This window comes from Bradyrhizobium sp. CCGB12 (genome assembly GCF_024199845.1).
Taxonomy (GTDB): Bacteria; Pseudomonadota; Alphaproteobacteria; order Rhizobiales; family Xanthobacteraceae; genus Bradyrhizobium.
The window spans coordinates 3,366,651-3,381,554 of record NZ_JANADO010000001.1 but is presented as its reverse complement, the minus strand read 5'-3'; the positions used below and the strand labels follow the sequence as shown (position 1 = coordinate 3,381,554).

The window sequence follows — 14,904 nt, the reverse complement described above, 5'->3', positions numbered from 1 at the left end:
GGAGGTGTGCCCCATGAGCTTCATCACCGGCGTCGGCCTCACGCCGTACGGCAGGCACGAAGGCTCCTCCTCGCTCGACCTGATGAGCAAGGCCGCGCAAGCCGCGCTCGACGATGCCGGCCTGAAGCGTTCCGAGATCGACGGCATCCTCTGCGGCTACTCCACGGTCTCGCCGCACATCATGCTGGCGACCGTCTTTGCCGAGCACTTCGGCATCCGCCCTGCTTACGCGCACGCCGTCCAGGTCGGCGGCGCCACGGGCCTGGCGATGACGATGCTGGCACATCACCTCGTCGAAGCAGGCGTCGCGCGCCACGTGCTCGTCGTCGCCGGCGAGAACCGGCTCACCGGGCAGAGCCGTGACGCCTCGATCCAGGCGCTGGCGCAGGTCGGCCATCCCGACTACGAGGTGCCGCTCGGCCCGACCATTCCCGCCTATTACGGCCTCGTCGCCAACCGCTACATGCACGAATACGGCGTGACCGAACAGGATCTCGCCGAGTTCGCGGTGCTGATGCGCAAGCACGCCTGCACCCATCCCGGCGCGCAATTCCACGATCCCATCACGGTCGCCGACGTCATGGCCTCGAAGCCGGTGGCGATGCCGCTCAAGCTGCTCGATTGCTGCCCGGTGTCCGATGGCGGCGCTGCCTTTGTCATCAGCCGCGATCGGACCGGGGAAGCGGGCGTGCGCATCCGCGGCTGCGCGCAGGCCCACACCCATCAGCATGTCACGGCCGCACCCGGCCTCAGTGAGCTCGGCGCAGAAATCGCGATCGCGCGCGCCAAGGAGGCCACCGGCCTTGTGATCTCCGATGTGCGCTATGCCGCCATCTACGACAGTTTCACCATCACGCTCGCGATGCTGCTGGAAGACCTCGGCCTCGCCGGACGCGGCGAGGCGGCCGCCCGCGTGCGATCAGGCCATTTCAACCGCGATGGCGCGATGCCGCTCAACACCCATGGCGGCCTGCTTAGCTATGGCCATTGCGGCGTCGGCGGCGCCATGGCGCATCTGGTCGAGGCGCATTTGCAGATGACGGGGCGGGCGGCGAATCGACAGGTGCGCGACGCCTCGATCGCGCTGTTGCACGGCGATGGCGGCGTGCTGTCGTCCCATGTGAGCATGTTCCTGGAGCGGGTGCGATGAGCGAGCGTCTAGCCGACTGGACCAGGGGCGAACCGGCGATCACCTATCAAACCTGCGCCGGATGCGGCCATGTGCAGTATTTCCACCGCGCCTTCTGCGCCGCCTGCGGCGTGTCCGATCCGCACGAAGCGCGCGCCAGCGGCAAGGGCAGGGTCTACGCGACCTCGCTGGTCTGCCGTGCCGCCACATCAGAGACGCGCGCGCACGTGCCCTACAACATCCTGCTGGTCGATTGTGTCGAGGGGTTTCGCATGATGGCCCACGGTGAGAACGATCTCGCCATCGGCGATTCGGTCACTGCGAGCTTCAAACCCTTTGCCGGCAAGCTCGTACCGTTCTTCACGAAAGAGAAACAGAGAGACCAATAGAGGAATTCGTCATTCGGGGGCGGTCCAAGGGACCGAACCTGGAACGGGATTCTGGGCCTGGCGCTGTGCGAGGCGCCACCCCGGAATGACGAAAACTTTGACCTAGCGCCCGTAGAACAAGATGCTGGCGATGACGAGCATCGCCGTCACCGCCAGCATATGCGCGAGCGCTTCCGAGGCCGCCCCCTTGGTGGCTTCCTTCATGCCGTTTTCTCCCTAGACTTGGGCGTGACTCATCGTTGCGTGGTGAGCGCAAGACGGCCAATTATTTTACTCGGAACACCCCACTTGCGAGTATTCACCGCGATTTGTCCCCACGCGGCGAATATCGACTGTGCCAAGGTCGATCAGCAATGCGGCGGCAATTTGACTCGATGATGTTGCTCCTGCGTCGGCGCAAGAATAGAGTTTCGCGGAACTCTCATCGACAACGACAAAAAGCATCAATAGCCCGAGAAAGTTTTAGGGAAGAACTTCTGGGAAAACTTCAGGAAAATCATGGCCCGCATCAACTACAGCGACCCGTCCAAGGCGTCCGATCGCACCCGCGAAATCCTCGACAAGAACCGCAACGCCAACATTTTCCGCATGATGGCGCACTCGCCGAGCTATTTCGAGCAGTACTGCCGTTTAGGGGGCGCCATCCGCCACAAGGGTGAGCTCGACCCGGTCGTGCGCGAGCTCGCGATCACGCGTACCGGAATCCTGTGCGAGGCGCCGTACGAGATTGTCGCGCACAAGCGCATCGGCAAGAACGTCGGCGTCACCGACGAGCAGAACGAGGCGCTCTCAAACTGGCAGACGGCGGCCTGCTACAATGAGGTGCAGCGTGCCGCGCTCGCCTTCACCGACGAGATCGTGAAACTGAACAAGCCGACGGATGCGACCTTCAAGGCAATCGCATCGAGGCTGACGCCGGCCGCTCTGGTCGAGCTCCAGCTCTCGGTCGGCTTCTACATCATGACGTCAAAGTTCTTGGAGACCTTCGAGATCGATCTTCAGCCGGTGACGGAAGTGGTCGGCTGATCCGATAGAAGCGGCGAGGCATGCCGATGACGATCGACGAATATGCGGCCTGGGCCGCGACCATTGCGAAAGTCGAAGAGCACCCGACCAACGAACGGCTGTCTTATCTCGGTCTCGGCCTTGCCGGCGAGGCCGGCGAGGTGGCCGATCACATCAAGAAGCTGCTGCGCGATGACTGGCTCGACAAGGCAGGTCTCGTCGATGAGCTCGGCGATGTCATCTACTACTGGGCCTGCCTGTGCGCCGCGACCGGCCAGAAACCATCGGAATTGCTCGAGGCAAGCGCCGCCAAGATCAAGCGGCGGCTAGGCGAGGCGGCGAGCCGCTGAGCAAGGTGTGAGCTGAGGGCGCCGACAGCCTCCACGGCGTCTTGGCCGGGCTTGTCCCGGCCATCCACGCCTTGCCACGCAGCGCAAAGAACGTGGATGCCCGGGACAAGCCCGGGCATGACGAACTCTTTTGAGCTTCCGCCGGCGCTCACGTCGACGTCAAAATATCCACCTTCGCATTGGCGACGATCAGGCGGTCGGCCAATAGCTGGGCCAGGTTGCGCATGATGCGCTCGCTGGCGCGCGGGTGCTGTTTGCGGAAGCGCTCGAAATCCATCAAAGGCACTTCGAACGCGGTGGCTGCCATGTCGGCGAACACGTCGGCGGATCGCGTTGCCTCCAGCAGCGCCATCTCGCCAAAGGCCATGCCGGCGGTGAGCGTCGCCAGCCTGACGCCATCGGGCAGCGTGACGTGGACCGCGCCGCTGCGCAGGAAGAACACGGCGTCGGCGACATCGCCGGTCGTGACGATTTTTGCGCCGGACGGAAAGCTCCTGACGGTGCAGAGTACAGCGAGATCGGCCAGCTCGTCCTCGCTCAGCCCGGCGAGCAGCGGCTGCTCGGCAAGCTCGGTGGTCTCGTGGAAGTCAATCGAGCCGCCATAGCGATAGACGATCTGGTCCTCGGCCCATTCGATCGCGGCGTCGAGCAGGTAGAAATCGCGGACGTTCTTCAGCTCCGCGGTCCATTCCCGCAAGGTGTCCCATTCCCTCGAGGCGCGCCTGACGCCGGATAGCACGACGGTCACGTTCAGCGCCGCGAGCTCCTCGAAGGCCTCGGCGACGAGCCGCGCACCGGCGCGCGTGGTCGAGGTGACGCGGTGAAGATCGAAAATCACGAATTGCGGCCGCGGCTGGCCTGCGAGCCGGCGCGAGACGTAGTCGACGGCCGACAGCGACAGCGTCCCGACCAGTTCGATGACCCGCACCTCCTGCTCATGCGCCGCCAGGATCTCGCGCTCCTGCGGCCGACGGACGCGCCGCGACGGGCTCTTGCCGATGTCGTAGTCGGCGATGACGGCGTTGCGCGCGTCGTCGCTGCGGTTGAGCATGTGCAGATCGTAATGCGAGGACAGCGCCTCGCAGACCTTGATGCCGCGCACGCTGTTGCCGTGCTTGTCGAGCTTGGGCGAATAGCTGCCGAGGCCGAGCCGGGCAGGGAGCGCGGCTAGAATGCCGCCGCCGACGCCGCTCTTGGCGGGAATGCCGATCCGGTAGATCCACTCGCCGGCATAGTCGTACATGCCCGAGGACGTCATCACCGAGAGTGTGCGCGAGATCGCGTAAGCGCTCAGCACCTGTTCGCCCGTCACCGGATTGATGCCGCGATTGGCGAGCGTCGCCGCCATCACCGCGATGTCGCGCGCGGTGACCAGCACCGCGCATTGCCGGAAATAGACGTCGAGCACGCCGGCGACGTTGTCGGAGATCACGGCGTTGGTCTTGAGGAGATAGCCGATGGCACGGTTGCGGTCGCCGGTTTGGCTCTCCGAGCTGTAGACGGCCTCGTCCACAGCGAGATCGCGGCCGGCAAAGCGGCTGAGCGCCAGGCGGATCTGCTCGAAGGCGCCCGTGCCCTTGCTGTCGTAGATCAGCCCGGTGCAGGCGATCGCGCCGGCATTGACCATCGGGTTGAACGGGTGGTTGTCGGAATTGAGCCGGATCGAGTTGAAGGGATCGCCGGAGGGTTCGACGCCGATCGCGCTTTCGACCTTGCCTGCGCCCAAGAGGTCCAGCGCCAGCGCGAACACGAACGGCTTCGACATCGACTGGATGGTGAAGGGCACCCTGGAGTCGCCGACTTCGTAGACATGGCCGTCCAGCGTCGCGAGGCTGATGCCAAAACAGGCAGGGTCGGCCTTACCAAGCTCGGGGATGTAGTCGGCAACGCTGCCTGAGGTCTCGGCCGAGAATTCGTTGAGGCAAGTTTCCAGAAACCGCAGCAAGGGCGGCTTTGAGCGGGTCCAGGCGGAGGGCGACAGCGGTTCCATCGCCTCTCTTGTGCAACGCAATCAGGGCGCGCGCAACCCGTCCGGTACGATGGTCTGCCGGCGAACCAGGAGCAGGGCGAGCAAGGTCGTGGGCACGAGGATCGCCAGGCCGAGCAGCGTCACCTGCATCTGCGACAGCGGCATGATTCCGCCGCCGGGCGTTGCCACTACGAAGCCGCCGATCACCAGCAATACGCGGATGGGCCACTCCAGCACGCCGGCGCCGCGGAGGTCGCCGACAAAGGCTTGGTAGCCCTGGATGCCGCCGCAGATGAACAGCGTGCCGAACGCGGCAAGCCCCATCAGGCCGAGGCCGGCGAAGTAGGGGCTCGGCCCCTGCAGCACCAGCGCCGGATTGAGCACGAAGAAGAACGGGATGAAATAGATGATGCTGCCGACCCACATCGATTCCCAGCCGGTCTTCATCGCTGGCGAGCCGGCGATGCCTGCGGCAGCGAAGGAGGCGATCGCGACCGGAGGCGTGATCGACGACAGCATGCCCCAGTAGAAGATGAACATGTGGACCGCCATGCGGTTGAGCCCGAGCTTCTCCAGCGCGGGCGCGACCAGGATGGCGAGGAAGATGTAGCAGGCCGTCGTCGTCAGTCCGAGGCCGAGAATGAGGCTGGTGAGGGCGCACATGCCGAGCAGCAAGAAGGCATTGTCTCCGGCAATGTGGAGCAGATCGTTGGCGAGGCTCGATACCACGCCGGTCATCGAGAACGCGCCGATCAGAAGACCGCAGCCGGCGAGGATGCCGACCAGTTCGACGAAGGTGCGGCCGTTGACCTCCAGGAATTTGCCGATGGTCGCGAACGTCCAGCGCGTGTCCTTGGAGAAGAGCTGGTTGAGGACCAGCAGCAGGGCCGTGGCGTAGAACGGCGCGTGGCTCTCGCGCTTGAAATAGAGCAGCATCACGATCAGGAGCGCGATGACGAACACGTAGTACCAGCCGTCCTTGATCGTATCCATGACCCGCGGCAGCTCGGCGCGCGGGATGCCTTTCAGCCCGTGACGCGCAGCGTAGGTATCGACCTGCATGAACAGGCCGACGTAATAGAGCGCGGCCGGGATGATCGCGGCGACGGCGACTTCTGCGTAGCTGACGTTGAGGAACTGCGCGATCACGAAGGCGGTCGCGCCCATCACGGGCGGCGCCAGCACCGCGCCGGTCGAGGCGCAAGCCTCGATCGCGCCGGCATAGGAGGCGCGGAAGCCGCTCTTCTTCATGACGGGAATGGTCATGGTGCCGGCGGTGAGAACGTTGGAGATGATCGAGCCGGACATCATGCCGAGCAGGCCGCTGGCAAAGATGCAGACCTTCGCCGCGCCGCCTCGGAAGGTGCCGCACATTGCGAAAGAGAGGTTGATGAAGAATTTGCCGGCCCCCGTCATCATCAGCGCGGTGCCGAACACCAGGAAGCCGATCACGGTGTCGGCAAAGGCCTGGATGGGAATGCCGAGCAGGCTTTCGCCGGAGAGCACGTGATAGGCGGTGGCCTGCTCCAGCGTCGATTGCGTGCCGCAGAACGGTCCGAGCCAGCCGGCCTCGGCGAACAGCGGATAGACGGTGAAGGGGAACACGCTCAGGAGCAGGCTCCAGCCGCCGGTGCGCCGCAGCGCTTCCATCAGCATCACCCACATCACGAGGCCCGCGGCGATCACACCGTTCGGCGCGCCGCCGAATTCCCAGCCCGCCTCCGCCGCCTTGCGCACGTTCGACATCAGCATGATGGCCGCAGCGAACGTCGCGACGAACAGGACGAGATCGTACCAGGGAATGCGATCGAGCGGAGCGCGCGCCGTCCCTGGAAAGATCAGGAAGGTGAACGGCAGCATCAGCGCGATCAGGAGATAGAAATACTCCGTGTTGAGCTGGGTGTAGCCGATGAAGAAGCGCAGCGAGAATTGCTGGTTGATGCAGAGCAGGATGGTCGCTGCCGTCGCGACCACCAGCGTCCAGCGCCAGGCGCCGCGCAGGGTGCGCACGCGCGTGACCTCCGCCTCCTGCATGTTGCCGGCGGCGCCATGCGGATCGTCGAACACGACTCGCTTGACTTCGTCCGTGGAGCCGGTGGAGGTGGAAGCAGACGACATGATCGATCCCGCGCGTGGGCAGCTAACGTTAACTAAAGCGAATGGCCGTTGGTTGAATCGAATGCGGCCGCGGGCTCAACCTCTCCCGCTTGCGGGAGAGGTCGGCGCGCCAGCGCCGGGTGAGGGCTCTCGCCTCTGGGGGAATCCCGCCGTGGAGACACCCTCTCCCCAACCCTCTCCCGCAGGCGGGAGAGGGAGCGCACCGCGTCCTGGCGACCATCAGCTCCGTCGCAACACTATTCATCAAACCCGTTCGGCATGTCGGCCTTCGCAAGCGCTGCGCCGCGCGCCTTCATCCAGCCGTCGAGAAACGCCTTGTCGTCGGACGGCGGATTGGATTTGCCGTACTCCGTCCAGGCGGCGCCGAGCACCTCCTGGCGCTTGATCAGCTTGCTGTTGTGCGCCTCCTGCGCATCGCTCCATTGGCCGGCTTCCTTCAGCGCCTTCACCGCGCCGGGATGCACCGGTACCACCCAGTTCTTGGTCTGGCGGTCGGCGCCGAGGCCGCCGGCGCCGGGCGCTGAGTCCTTGTAGGCGTCGTAGTTCACGATCATCGACTTGGTGATCGCATAGATCTGATCGGCCGGCTGCGAAGCATAAGCCACGAAGATCGGGTAGGGGTAATTGCCGAGCTCGACCGGCTTCTGTGGCGAGATGCCGGCGCCGCAGGTCGCAAGCTGCGGAAAGAAGAACGAGCCGACCTTCTGCATTCGCGCCCAGCCCTCCTTGTCCTTGGCCGGCAGCGGCGGCCAGATCAAGCCGCGCGGCGAGGTCTCGGCTTCCTTGGCCGGGCCGGTGATGGTGGTGCCGAAGGCGGCATCGACGTCGTTGTTGATGAGCCCCTTCCACATCGCGCCGTAGCTTGCGAACTCAACGGCCTTGACGTCCTTCTGCGTCAGCCCTGCGAAGGCGAGCACCGCGAGCGAGTTCTGGTTCAGCGCGGGCGAGCCGACCACGAAGCCGACGCGTTTGCCTTTGAGGTCTTTCAGTTCCTTCACGCCGGTGTCGGCCGCCACGCCCAGCGAGCCGCAATTGCAGTCGACGGACGAGAGCAGGATCTGGAGCGGCTGCGGACCCCATTCCTTCGAGCCGAACTCGAACACGCCTTCCTGCGCGAAATAGGTGCCCGATCCCATCGCCGCGGAGGCCGCCCGCTTGGCGCGCAACGGTGCAAGGCGTGCCACGTCGTTGCCTGCGGGGAGTACGCGCACATCGGTGCCGTATTTATCCTTCATCATCTTGCCGACGCCGACCGCGATGTTGAAGCCGGCGGTGCCGGTGTCATAGGCGGTGAACGTCAATGTCGCCGGCAGCTTGATATCCTCGGCGGATGCATAGCGTGTAGACACAACAGAAATGCCCGCCACCAAGGCAGGCGCGAGCACGAGCAGCCCACGAAGCATGTTTCCCTCCAATGATCTCCGCTTTTGCCGCGAAGATTTTCGTTCTTTGTTTGAAACAGTTTTTTATTTGAAACAGATCATGTCACCGCGATCAAGCGATGGCAACGCCGTACCCCATGCGTGCAGGAATGAGGCTGACAGATTGTCGCGGAAGCGGCGCATAGCGCAATCAGTTTGCAACGATCGCGATCGCCTGTCCTTCGGCGACGACGTCGTCGAGCTTGACGAGAAGCGACGTGATGGTGCCGCTCGCAGGCGAAGGCACGGGTATCTCCATCTTCATCGCTTCGACCACTACAACGTCGTCGCCATCCGCAACGGTTCCTCCAACTTGCACGGGAGTTGAACAGATGCGACCCGCGACCTCCGTGACGATCTTAATTTCTGGCATGCCATCGCCTTTTTGTTGTCGTCGCAAAATGCCTGAGGTAGCGTCGTCTGCAAGTGGAATTTAATTCCGCAGAGCGGAACAGACCGGTAGGGAACATGGGACGACGATCGGAGCGGTTGAGTAGGCAAGGTGCACTCGCTGGCGACGCAGGCGAGGGTGATGTCATCCAGGTGGTGTCGCGCGCGTTCGACGTGCTGCGATGCTTCGAGGGCCACGATAGCAGGCTCGGCAATCTCGAGATTTCAAATCGCTGCGGTTTGCCGCGCTCGACGGTGTCGCGGCTCACGCACACGCTGACCCGCATGGGCCAGCTCGTCTATCTGCCGCGCGATCAGAAATATCGCATTGGCCCGAGTGCGGTGGCGATGAGCGCTTCGATGATGAAGGGCGCGCAGCTGCGCAGCATGATCCGCCAGCGGCTGCAGGAGGTCGCCGAGCAGCTTCCCGGCACGGTCGGATTCGTCGTGCCCGATCGCTTCCATCTCGTCTATCTCCAGTTCGCGCGCTCGCCGAGCGCGCTCGGCCTGCACGAGGGCACCGGCAGCCGTATCTCGATGGCTTCGACCGCGGCAGGCGCGGCCTACACCGCGGCGTTGGCGCCCGAGGTGGGCGACGCCTTCATTGCGGAGATGGAGCGGGAAGCCCCCGAGGCCGTGAAGATCCTCAGGCCCCGCATCGAGGCCAACCGGCAGTCACTGCGTGAGCGCGGCTATGTCGTGGCCTGCGGTCTGTGGAGCCCGCATATCAACGGGCTCGCGGTGCCGATCTGGTCGCCGCAATATCAGACCTTCGTCGTCATCACGATCGGCTTGCTCGCTGCGATGTATGACGAGCAGCGTCTGCATGCCGAAGTCGCCCCGTTGATGCTCACGCTCGGCCGCTCACTCGGCAGCCTGATGGAAGGCGCGGAAGGTGACGTCTTCAACAACCGTATCTCGCGTAAACCGGTCGCAATGGCCGTGCACAACAATAACAAGCCGATCAACTCGGAGGGAGTGAATGAACTGGAAGCCGGAACTCGACGAGCTCGCCCGGCGCGAAGCCTTCGCGCGGGAGATGGGCGGCGTTGACAAGGTCAAGCGACAGCATGACCAGGGCCGGCTGACTGTTCGGGAGCGCATCGACGGACTGATCGACAAAGGAAGTTTTCACGAGATCGGTGCCGTCTCCGGCATCGGTGAGTACGATTCCAGCGGCGAGCTGCAGAAATTGACGCCGGCGAACTGCGTGTTCGGCCGGGCGCGCGTCGATGGCCGCACGATCGTCGTGGTCGGTGACGATTTCACGGTGCGCGGCGGCTCCGCCGATGCGTCCATTTCCGCAAAGCCGCTGATGGCGGAGGAGATGGCGCACGACTTCCGCCTGCCCATCGTCCGCATCATCGAAGGCTCCGGCGGCGGCGGCTCGGTCAAGACCATCGAGACCAAGGGCGCAGCCAATCTGCCCGGCGGCATCGGCGGCACGCGCTGGTATCACTTCACGACGGAGAATCTGTCGCGCGTGCCGGTGGTCGCGCTCGGCCTCGGCTCGGTGGCGGGCTTGGGCGCTGCGCGTCTTGCCGCCAGCCACTATTCCATCATGACCCGGAAGTCCGCGATGTTCGTCGCAGGCCCGCCGGTGGTGAAGGCGCTGGGGCAGGACCTCTCGAAGGAAGAGCTCGGCGGTGCCGACATCCAGACCCGCGCCGGCGCGGTCGATCATGCCGTCGACACCGAGGAGGAGGCCTTTGCCTGCGCGCGGCGCTTCCTCTCCTATCTGCCGTCGTCGGTCTACGAGCTGCCGCCGACCTTGCCGTGCAGGGACGATCCGGAGCGCACCGAGGAAGCGCTGCTCAACGCGGTGCCGCGCAACCGCAAGCAGGTCTACAAGATGCGGCCCATCATCGAGTCGGTCGTCGACAGGGGCTCGTTTTTCGAGGTCGCCAAGAATTTCGGCAAGCCTGTTATCGTCGGCCTCGCGCGGCTCGAGGGCAGGGCGGTGCTGCTGCTCGCCAGCGACAGCTTTCACTATGGCGGCTCCTGGACCGCGGATGCCTGCCAGAAGGTGGTGCGCTGGGTCGATTTCGCCGAAACCTTCCACCTGCCGGTCGTCTATCTCATGGACTGCCCCGGCTTCATGATCGGCCTCGATGCCGAGAAGGCCGCCACCATCCGCCACGGTGTCCGCGCGATGGCCGCGGTGAACCAGACCACCGTGCCCTGGTGTACCGTGATCCTGCGCAATGCTTTCGGCGTCGCCGGCGTCGTGCATCAGCCGGCCGACCGGTTCTCGATTCGCTACGCCTGGCCGTCCGCCTATTGGGGCTCGCTGCCGCTCGAAGGCGGCATTGAAGCGGCCTACCGCGCCGACATCGATGCGGCCGAGGACAGGGTGGCGAAGCTGAGGGAGATCGAGGAGCGCCTCAACAAACTGCGCTCGCCGTTCCGCTCGGCCGAAAAGTTCTGGGTCGAGGAGATCATCGATCCCAGGAAGACGAGATCGCTCCTGTGCGAGTTCGCGCGCCTCGCCGAGCCGCTGCGCAAGGCAGGGCCGCCTGAAAACATGACGATCAGGCCTTGATAATCAGGCATCATCGCGACTGCCGCGACAGTCTTGTCGCGGCAGCGATGGCGTGACCTCCAGACAACGACGCGCTACGTTCCCCCGGCAAGAACAAGAGGACGCGCTAATCGTGTACGACTTCATTATCGTGGGCGGCGGCTCGGCAGGGTCCGTGCTGGCCCACCGGCTCTCCGCAAAAAGCGCCAACAAGGTCCTGCTGTGCGAAGCCGGGCAGGACACACCGCCCGGCAACGAGCCGGCCGAGATCAGGGACAGCTATCCGGGCACGGCCTATTTCGATCCGCGCTTCCACTGGACCGAGCTCAAGGTCACGACCCAGATCGTCAGCCACAACAATCCGAACGAGGGACGTCCGCCCTTGCGCAAATACGAGCAGGCGCGGGTGCTCGGCGGCGGCTCGTCGATCAACGGCCAGATGGCCAATCGCGGCGCGCCGACCGACTACGACGAATGGGAGGCGCGGGGCGCTGCGGGGTGGAGCTGGAAGGACGTGCTGCCCTTCTTCAGGAAAGTCGAGCGCGACCTCGATTTCGATGGGCCGTACCACGGCAAGGACGGCAGGATTCCGGTGCGCCGCATCCCGCGCGAGCACTGGACGCGGCATTCGCAGGCCTTTGCCGAGGCCTTCCAGCAGGCCGGCCACCAGTTCTTAGCTGACCAAAACGGCGAATTCGTCGATGGCTATTTCCCGGTGACGCATTCCAACCAGGCCGAGCAACGCGTCTCGGCCGCCATGGGCTATCTCGATCGCGACACCCGCAAGCGTGCCAACCTCACGATCTCCACCGGCACACAGGTTCGGGAGCTGCTGTTCGAAGGCACGCAATGCGTCGGCGTGAAGGCTGTGGTCGACGGGCGGGAGCAGGAATTCCGCGGACGCGAGATCATTCTCTCCAGCGGCGCCATCCATTCGCCGGCGCATCTGTTGCGCGCCGGCATCGGGCCGGTCGGTCACCTCAAGGACCTCGGCATTCCCGTGCTGATGGGCTTGCCGGGCGTCGGCCAGCGGCTGATGGATCATCCCTCGATCTCGCTGTCCTCCTTCGTTCGCCGCGGAGCGCGCATGAACGAGCATACAAGGCGACACATGCAGCTTGGCCTGCGTTACTCCTCCGGTCTGCCGGCCGTGCCGAAGGGTGACATGTTCGTCGTTCTGCTCAGCAAATCCGCCTGGCATGCGGTCGGCGAGCAGATCGGCTCGCTCTTGACCTTTGTCAACAAGACCTATTCCGAGACTGGACAGGTCAAGCTCGCCTCGAGCGATCCCGCCGCGGAGCCGATCGTCGAATTCAACCTGCTGTCCGACCGGCGTGACCTCGATCGCCTGATGAGTGGCTTCCGCAAGATGGCGGCCATTCAGATGAGCGACGTCGTCAAGAAGGTGACGGACAAGCCGTTCCCGGCCGCCTACACGGACAAGGTCCGCAAGATCGGCGTGGTCAACACCAGGAACAAGATCCTCACCAGGATCGCCGCGACCTTGATGGACGGGCCGGCGGCGCTGCGTCACTACATGATCGACAATTTCGTGGTCGAGGGCTTCACCTTCGATCAGGTGATCAACGACGACGAGGCGCTGGAAGCCTTCGTGCGCAAGGCGACCATCGGCGTGTGGCACGCCTCCTGCTCGTGTCGCATGGGCCGGGCCGACGATCCCATGGCCGTGGTCGACAGCCAGGGCCGCGTCAAAGGCGTGCAGGGCCTGCGCGTCGTCGACGCCTCGATCTTCCCGGTGGTGCCATGCGCCAACACCAACTTCCCGGTCCTGATGTCGGCGGAAAAGATCGCTGCTGCGATGCAGTGAGGGGGCATCCGCGGCGGGCTGGCCGGAGTAGCCGCGGGCCCTCCATGTCCCAGGCGAGGATGCCGCAAGCCAGGCCAGGATGCCGCCATCTGGGCCTGTCGCCGGTTGATCCTTACCGGCATTCTCCACGATCGCGTTTATGCGACGTTAATGATGCTTTCTCAATATGGAACACGGCACTTTGCTGCGGTCCATGTTTGTCGATTGCCCGTAAGTGTTGATTAAGAAGGCCATATCCATATTCCCGACTGCGATGCGCGGGTGACCGGCGGCAGGACTGCTGCGGCCTCTCTCATCACGAGATTTCAGGAAGTGTTTTTGCCGCAACGGCGGCAATCAGGATGAAGGTCATGCTCCGCCGCGTAGTGCTCCGTTTCGCGAGTGATCGGAAGGCCAACGTCGCCATTATCTTCGCGCTCATGATGGTGCCGACCATCTTTCTCCTGGGCATGACGCTCGACTACACGCTGGCCCTGCGCAAGCGGGAGCAGTTGAACGCAGCCGCCGACGCCGCCGCGATCGCAGCCGTGCGGCCCGCCATGCTGACGCAGACCGATGCCGAAGTCGTCAAGGCGACCGCGAAAGCCGTCTTTGCGGCGAAGTCGAATCTTCCCGGTCTGGCGGAGGTGCCGACGCCGACGGTCACTGTCACCGATTCCGGTCTCGCGCGGTCCATCACGGTTTCCTACAGCGCGAAGTCCGTCAATAATTTCCCCGGCGTTCTCGGCAAGCAGACTTGGGATGTCTCCGGTTCTGCAACGGCGAAGGCGTCGAGCGCGCCCAACATGAACTTCTACCTGCTGCTGGACGATTCTCCGTCGATGGCGATCGCGGCGACCCAGACCGACATCACCAACATGATCAACTACACCAAGAACCAGCCGTCGGGTTCGAAGAATTGCGCGTTCGCGTGCCACGAGACAAATCCGCAGAAGGACAGCGGCGCAACCTCCTCGACCAAGGACAACCTCACGATCGCACGCAACAACAACGTCACGCTGCGCATCGACCTCGTGCAGAATGCCGTTACGCAATTGCTGGTCGGACCCTGGTCGTGCCCACAGTCGGGTGTGTCCGGCGGTGTCATGCAGTGCATGTCGGCGCTCAACAACACCACCTACAGGGCCGCCATCTACACCTTCGACTACGCCCTCAACACGATCCAGACGCTGACCACCCCGACCACCGCCGGCACGAAGATCGCCAACATTCAGCTCATGACGGTCGACCACCAGAACTGCATCATTCTCGACAGCAAGGGCAACTGCGTCTACAGCACCGACTACGGCACGGATATCTCGGGCGGGCTGACGGGCGTCAACACCATCATGCCCAATCCCGGCACCGGCACCAACCAGTCGGGCGACACGCCGCAGGAGGTGGTCTTTCTCGTCACCGACGGCGTGGAAGACAAGCTGATGCCGAAGCCTGGAACCTGCGACGCAGCCGCCACCTATCCGCTCCCGACGGGCAACAGCTCGACCGTGCGATGCCAGCAGCCGCTCAACACGTCGATATGCACGACGATCAAGAACCGCGGGATTCGCATCGCGGTCCTCTACACCGAATATCTGCAGCTGCCGACCGACAGCTGGTACAACAGCCGGATCGCGCAATTCAACAATCCATCCTCGTCTACGGGCACGATCGCAACACGGCTGCAGTCGTGCGCGTCGCCCGGCCTGTATGCGAGTGTACAGACAGGCGGCGACATTTCCGCGGCGCTGACGAACCTTTTCCTCAAGGTCGCGTCCAGCACGGCCAGCCTCGTGCAGTAGGGAAGG

At 64.2% G+C, this 14,904-nt stretch carries 12 protein-coding genes; 8 read left to right on the top strand and 4 right to left on the bottom strand.

The genetic code is table 11. The annotated features are described in order from the left end of the window. The first annotated feature begins 13 nt into the window (after positions 1 to 13). The 4 genes from NLM27_RS16305 (at position 14) to NLM27_RS16290 (ending at position 2,873) form a co-directional block, all read left to right on the top strand. Positions 14 to 1,150 (top strand): thiolase family protein, encoded by a 1,137-nt coding sequence (locus NLM27_RS16305; protein ID WP_254144273.1) that lies wholly within the window; start codon positions 14 to 16, stop codon positions 1,148 to 1,150. Continuing rightward, complete coding sequence (locus NLM27_RS16300) at positions 1,147 to 1,518, top strand: Zn-ribbon domain-containing OB-fold protein (protein WP_254144272.1); 372 nt, start codon at positions 1,147 to 1,149, stop codon at positions 1,516 to 1,518. Before NLM27_RS16305 ends, NLM27_RS16300 begins: the two co-directional genes overlap by 4 nt. Positions 1,519 to 2,016: 498 nt before the next feature. Beyond that, complete coding sequence (locus tag NLM27_RS16295; RefSeq protein ID WP_254144271.1) at positions 2,017 to 2,544, top strand: carboxymuconolactone decarboxylase family protein; 528 nt, start codon at positions 2,017 to 2,019, stop codon at positions 2,542 to 2,544. Positions 2,545 to 2,570: 26 nt separating this feature from the next. Next, positions 2,571 to 2,873, top strand: coding sequence for a nucleoside triphosphate pyrophosphohydrolase family protein (locus NLM27_RS16290; RefSeq protein WP_254148840.1), 303 nt, complete (start codon positions 2,571 to 2,573; stop codon positions 2,871 to 2,873). Between the two features lie 148 nt (positions 2,874 to 3,021). Here NLM27_RS16290 and glsA read toward each other — a convergent pair whose 3' ends face one another. The 4 genes from glsA to NLM27_RS16270 form a co-directional block, all read right to left on the bottom strand. Next, entirely contained in the window at positions 3,022 to 4,863 is a 1,842-nt protein-coding gene (gene glsA, locus NLM27_RS16285; protein WP_254144270.1) for a glutaminase A, read from the bottom strand. A 21-nt stretch (positions 4,864 to 4,884) separates the two neighbouring features. Beyond that, the gene (locus NLM27_RS16280; protein WP_254144269.1) at positions 4,885 to 6,960 is read right to left on the bottom strand and encodes a TRAP transporter permease; all 2,076 of its coding nucleotides are present in this window, start codon (positions 6,958 to 6,960) and stop codon (positions 4,885 to 4,887) included. 236 nt (positions 6,961 to 7,196) lie between these two features. After that, positions 7,197 to 8,363, bottom strand: a complete 1,167-nt coding sequence (locus NLM27_RS16275; RefSeq protein WP_254144268.1) for a TAXI family TRAP transporter solute-binding subunit — start codon at positions 8,361 to 8,363, stop codon at positions 7,197 to 7,199. 169 nt (positions 8,364 to 8,532) lie between these two features. After that, the gene (locus tag NLM27_RS16270; RefSeq protein WP_028157702.1) at positions 8,533 to 8,754 is read right to left on the bottom strand and encodes an acetyl-CoA carboxylase biotin carboxyl carrier protein subunit; all 222 of its coding nucleotides are present in this window, start codon (positions 8,752 to 8,754) and stop codon (positions 8,533 to 8,535) included. A gap of 95 nt (positions 8,755 to 8,849) precedes the next feature. Between NLM27_RS16270 and NLM27_RS16265 the strand changes: the two genes are divergently transcribed. The 4 genes from NLM27_RS16265 (at position 8,850) to NLM27_RS16250 (ending at position 14,898) form a co-directional block, all read left to right on the top strand. Continuing rightward, the gene (locus NLM27_RS16265) at positions 8,850 to 9,824 is read left to right on the top strand and encodes an IclR family transcriptional regulator (protein WP_254144267.1); all 975 of its coding nucleotides are present in this window, start codon (positions 8,850 to 8,852) and stop codon (positions 9,822 to 9,824) included. Next, positions 9,754 to 11,313, top strand: a complete 1,560-nt coding sequence (locus NLM27_RS16260) for an acyl-CoA carboxylase subunit beta (RefSeq protein WP_254144266.1) — start codon at positions 9,754 to 9,756, stop codon at positions 11,311 to 11,313. The genes NLM27_RS16265 and NLM27_RS16260 overlap by 71 nt, the downstream gene beginning before the upstream one ends. 112 nt (positions 11,314 to 11,425) lie before the next feature. Then, on the top strand, positions 11,426 to 13,120 hold the full coding sequence (locus tag NLM27_RS16255) for a GMC family oxidoreductase (protein ID WP_254144265.1): 1,695 nt from the start codon (positions 11,426 to 11,428) through the stop codon (positions 13,118 to 13,120). Between the two features lie 350 nt (positions 13,121 to 13,470). Further along, positions 13,471 to 14,898 (top strand): TadE/TadG family type IV pilus assembly protein, encoded by a 1,428-nt coding sequence (locus NLM27_RS16250; RefSeq protein WP_254144264.1) that lies wholly within the window; start codon positions 13,471 to 13,473, stop codon positions 14,896 to 14,898. The last annotated feature ends 6 nt before the right edge of the window (positions 14,899 to 14,904 follow it).

Bases quoted from the DNA above. Each gene is read 5' to 3' on its own strand.
- NLM27_RS16305 (WP_254144273.1), top strand. From the start codon at position 14: ATGAGCTTCATCACCGGCGTCGGCCTCACGCCGTACGGCAGGCACGAA.
- NLM27_RS16300 (WP_254144272.1), top strand. From the start codon at position 1,147: ATGAGCGAGCGTCTAGCCGACTGGACCAGGGGCGAACCGGCGATCACC.
- NLM27_RS16295 (WP_254144271.1), top strand. From the start codon at position 2,017: ATGGCCCGCATCAACTACAGCGACCCGTCCAAGGCGTCCGATCGCACC.
- NLM27_RS16290 (WP_254148840.1), top strand. From the start codon at position 2,571: ATGACGATCGACGAATATGCGGCCTGGGCCGCGACCATTGCGAAAGTC.
- glsA (WP_254144270.1), bottom strand. From the start codon at position 4,863: ATGGAACCGCTGTCGCCCTCCGCCTGGACCCGCTCAAAGCCGCCCTTG.
- NLM27_RS16280 (WP_254144269.1), bottom strand. From the start codon at position 6,960: ATGTCGTCTGCTTCCACCTCCACCGGCTCCACGGACGAAGTCAAGCGA.
- NLM27_RS16275 (WP_254144268.1), bottom strand. From the start codon at position 8,363: ATGCTTCGTGGGCTGCTCGTGCTCGCGCCTGCCTTGGTGGCGGGCATT.
- NLM27_RS16270 (WP_028157702.1), bottom strand. From the start codon at position 8,754: ATGCCAGAAATTAAGATCGTCACGGAGGTCGCGGGTCGCATCTGTTCA.
- NLM27_RS16265 (WP_254144267.1), top strand. From the start codon at position 8,850: ATGGGACGACGATCGGAGCGGTTGAGTAGGCAAGGTGCACTCGCTGGC.
- NLM27_RS16260 (WP_254144266.1), top strand. From the start codon at position 9,754: ATGAACTGGAAGCCGGAACTCGACGAGCTCGCCCGGCGCGAAGCCTTC.
- NLM27_RS16250 (WP_254144264.1), top strand. From the start codon at position 13,471: ATGCTCCGCCGCGTAGTGCTCCGTTTCGCGAGTGATCGGAAGGCCAAC.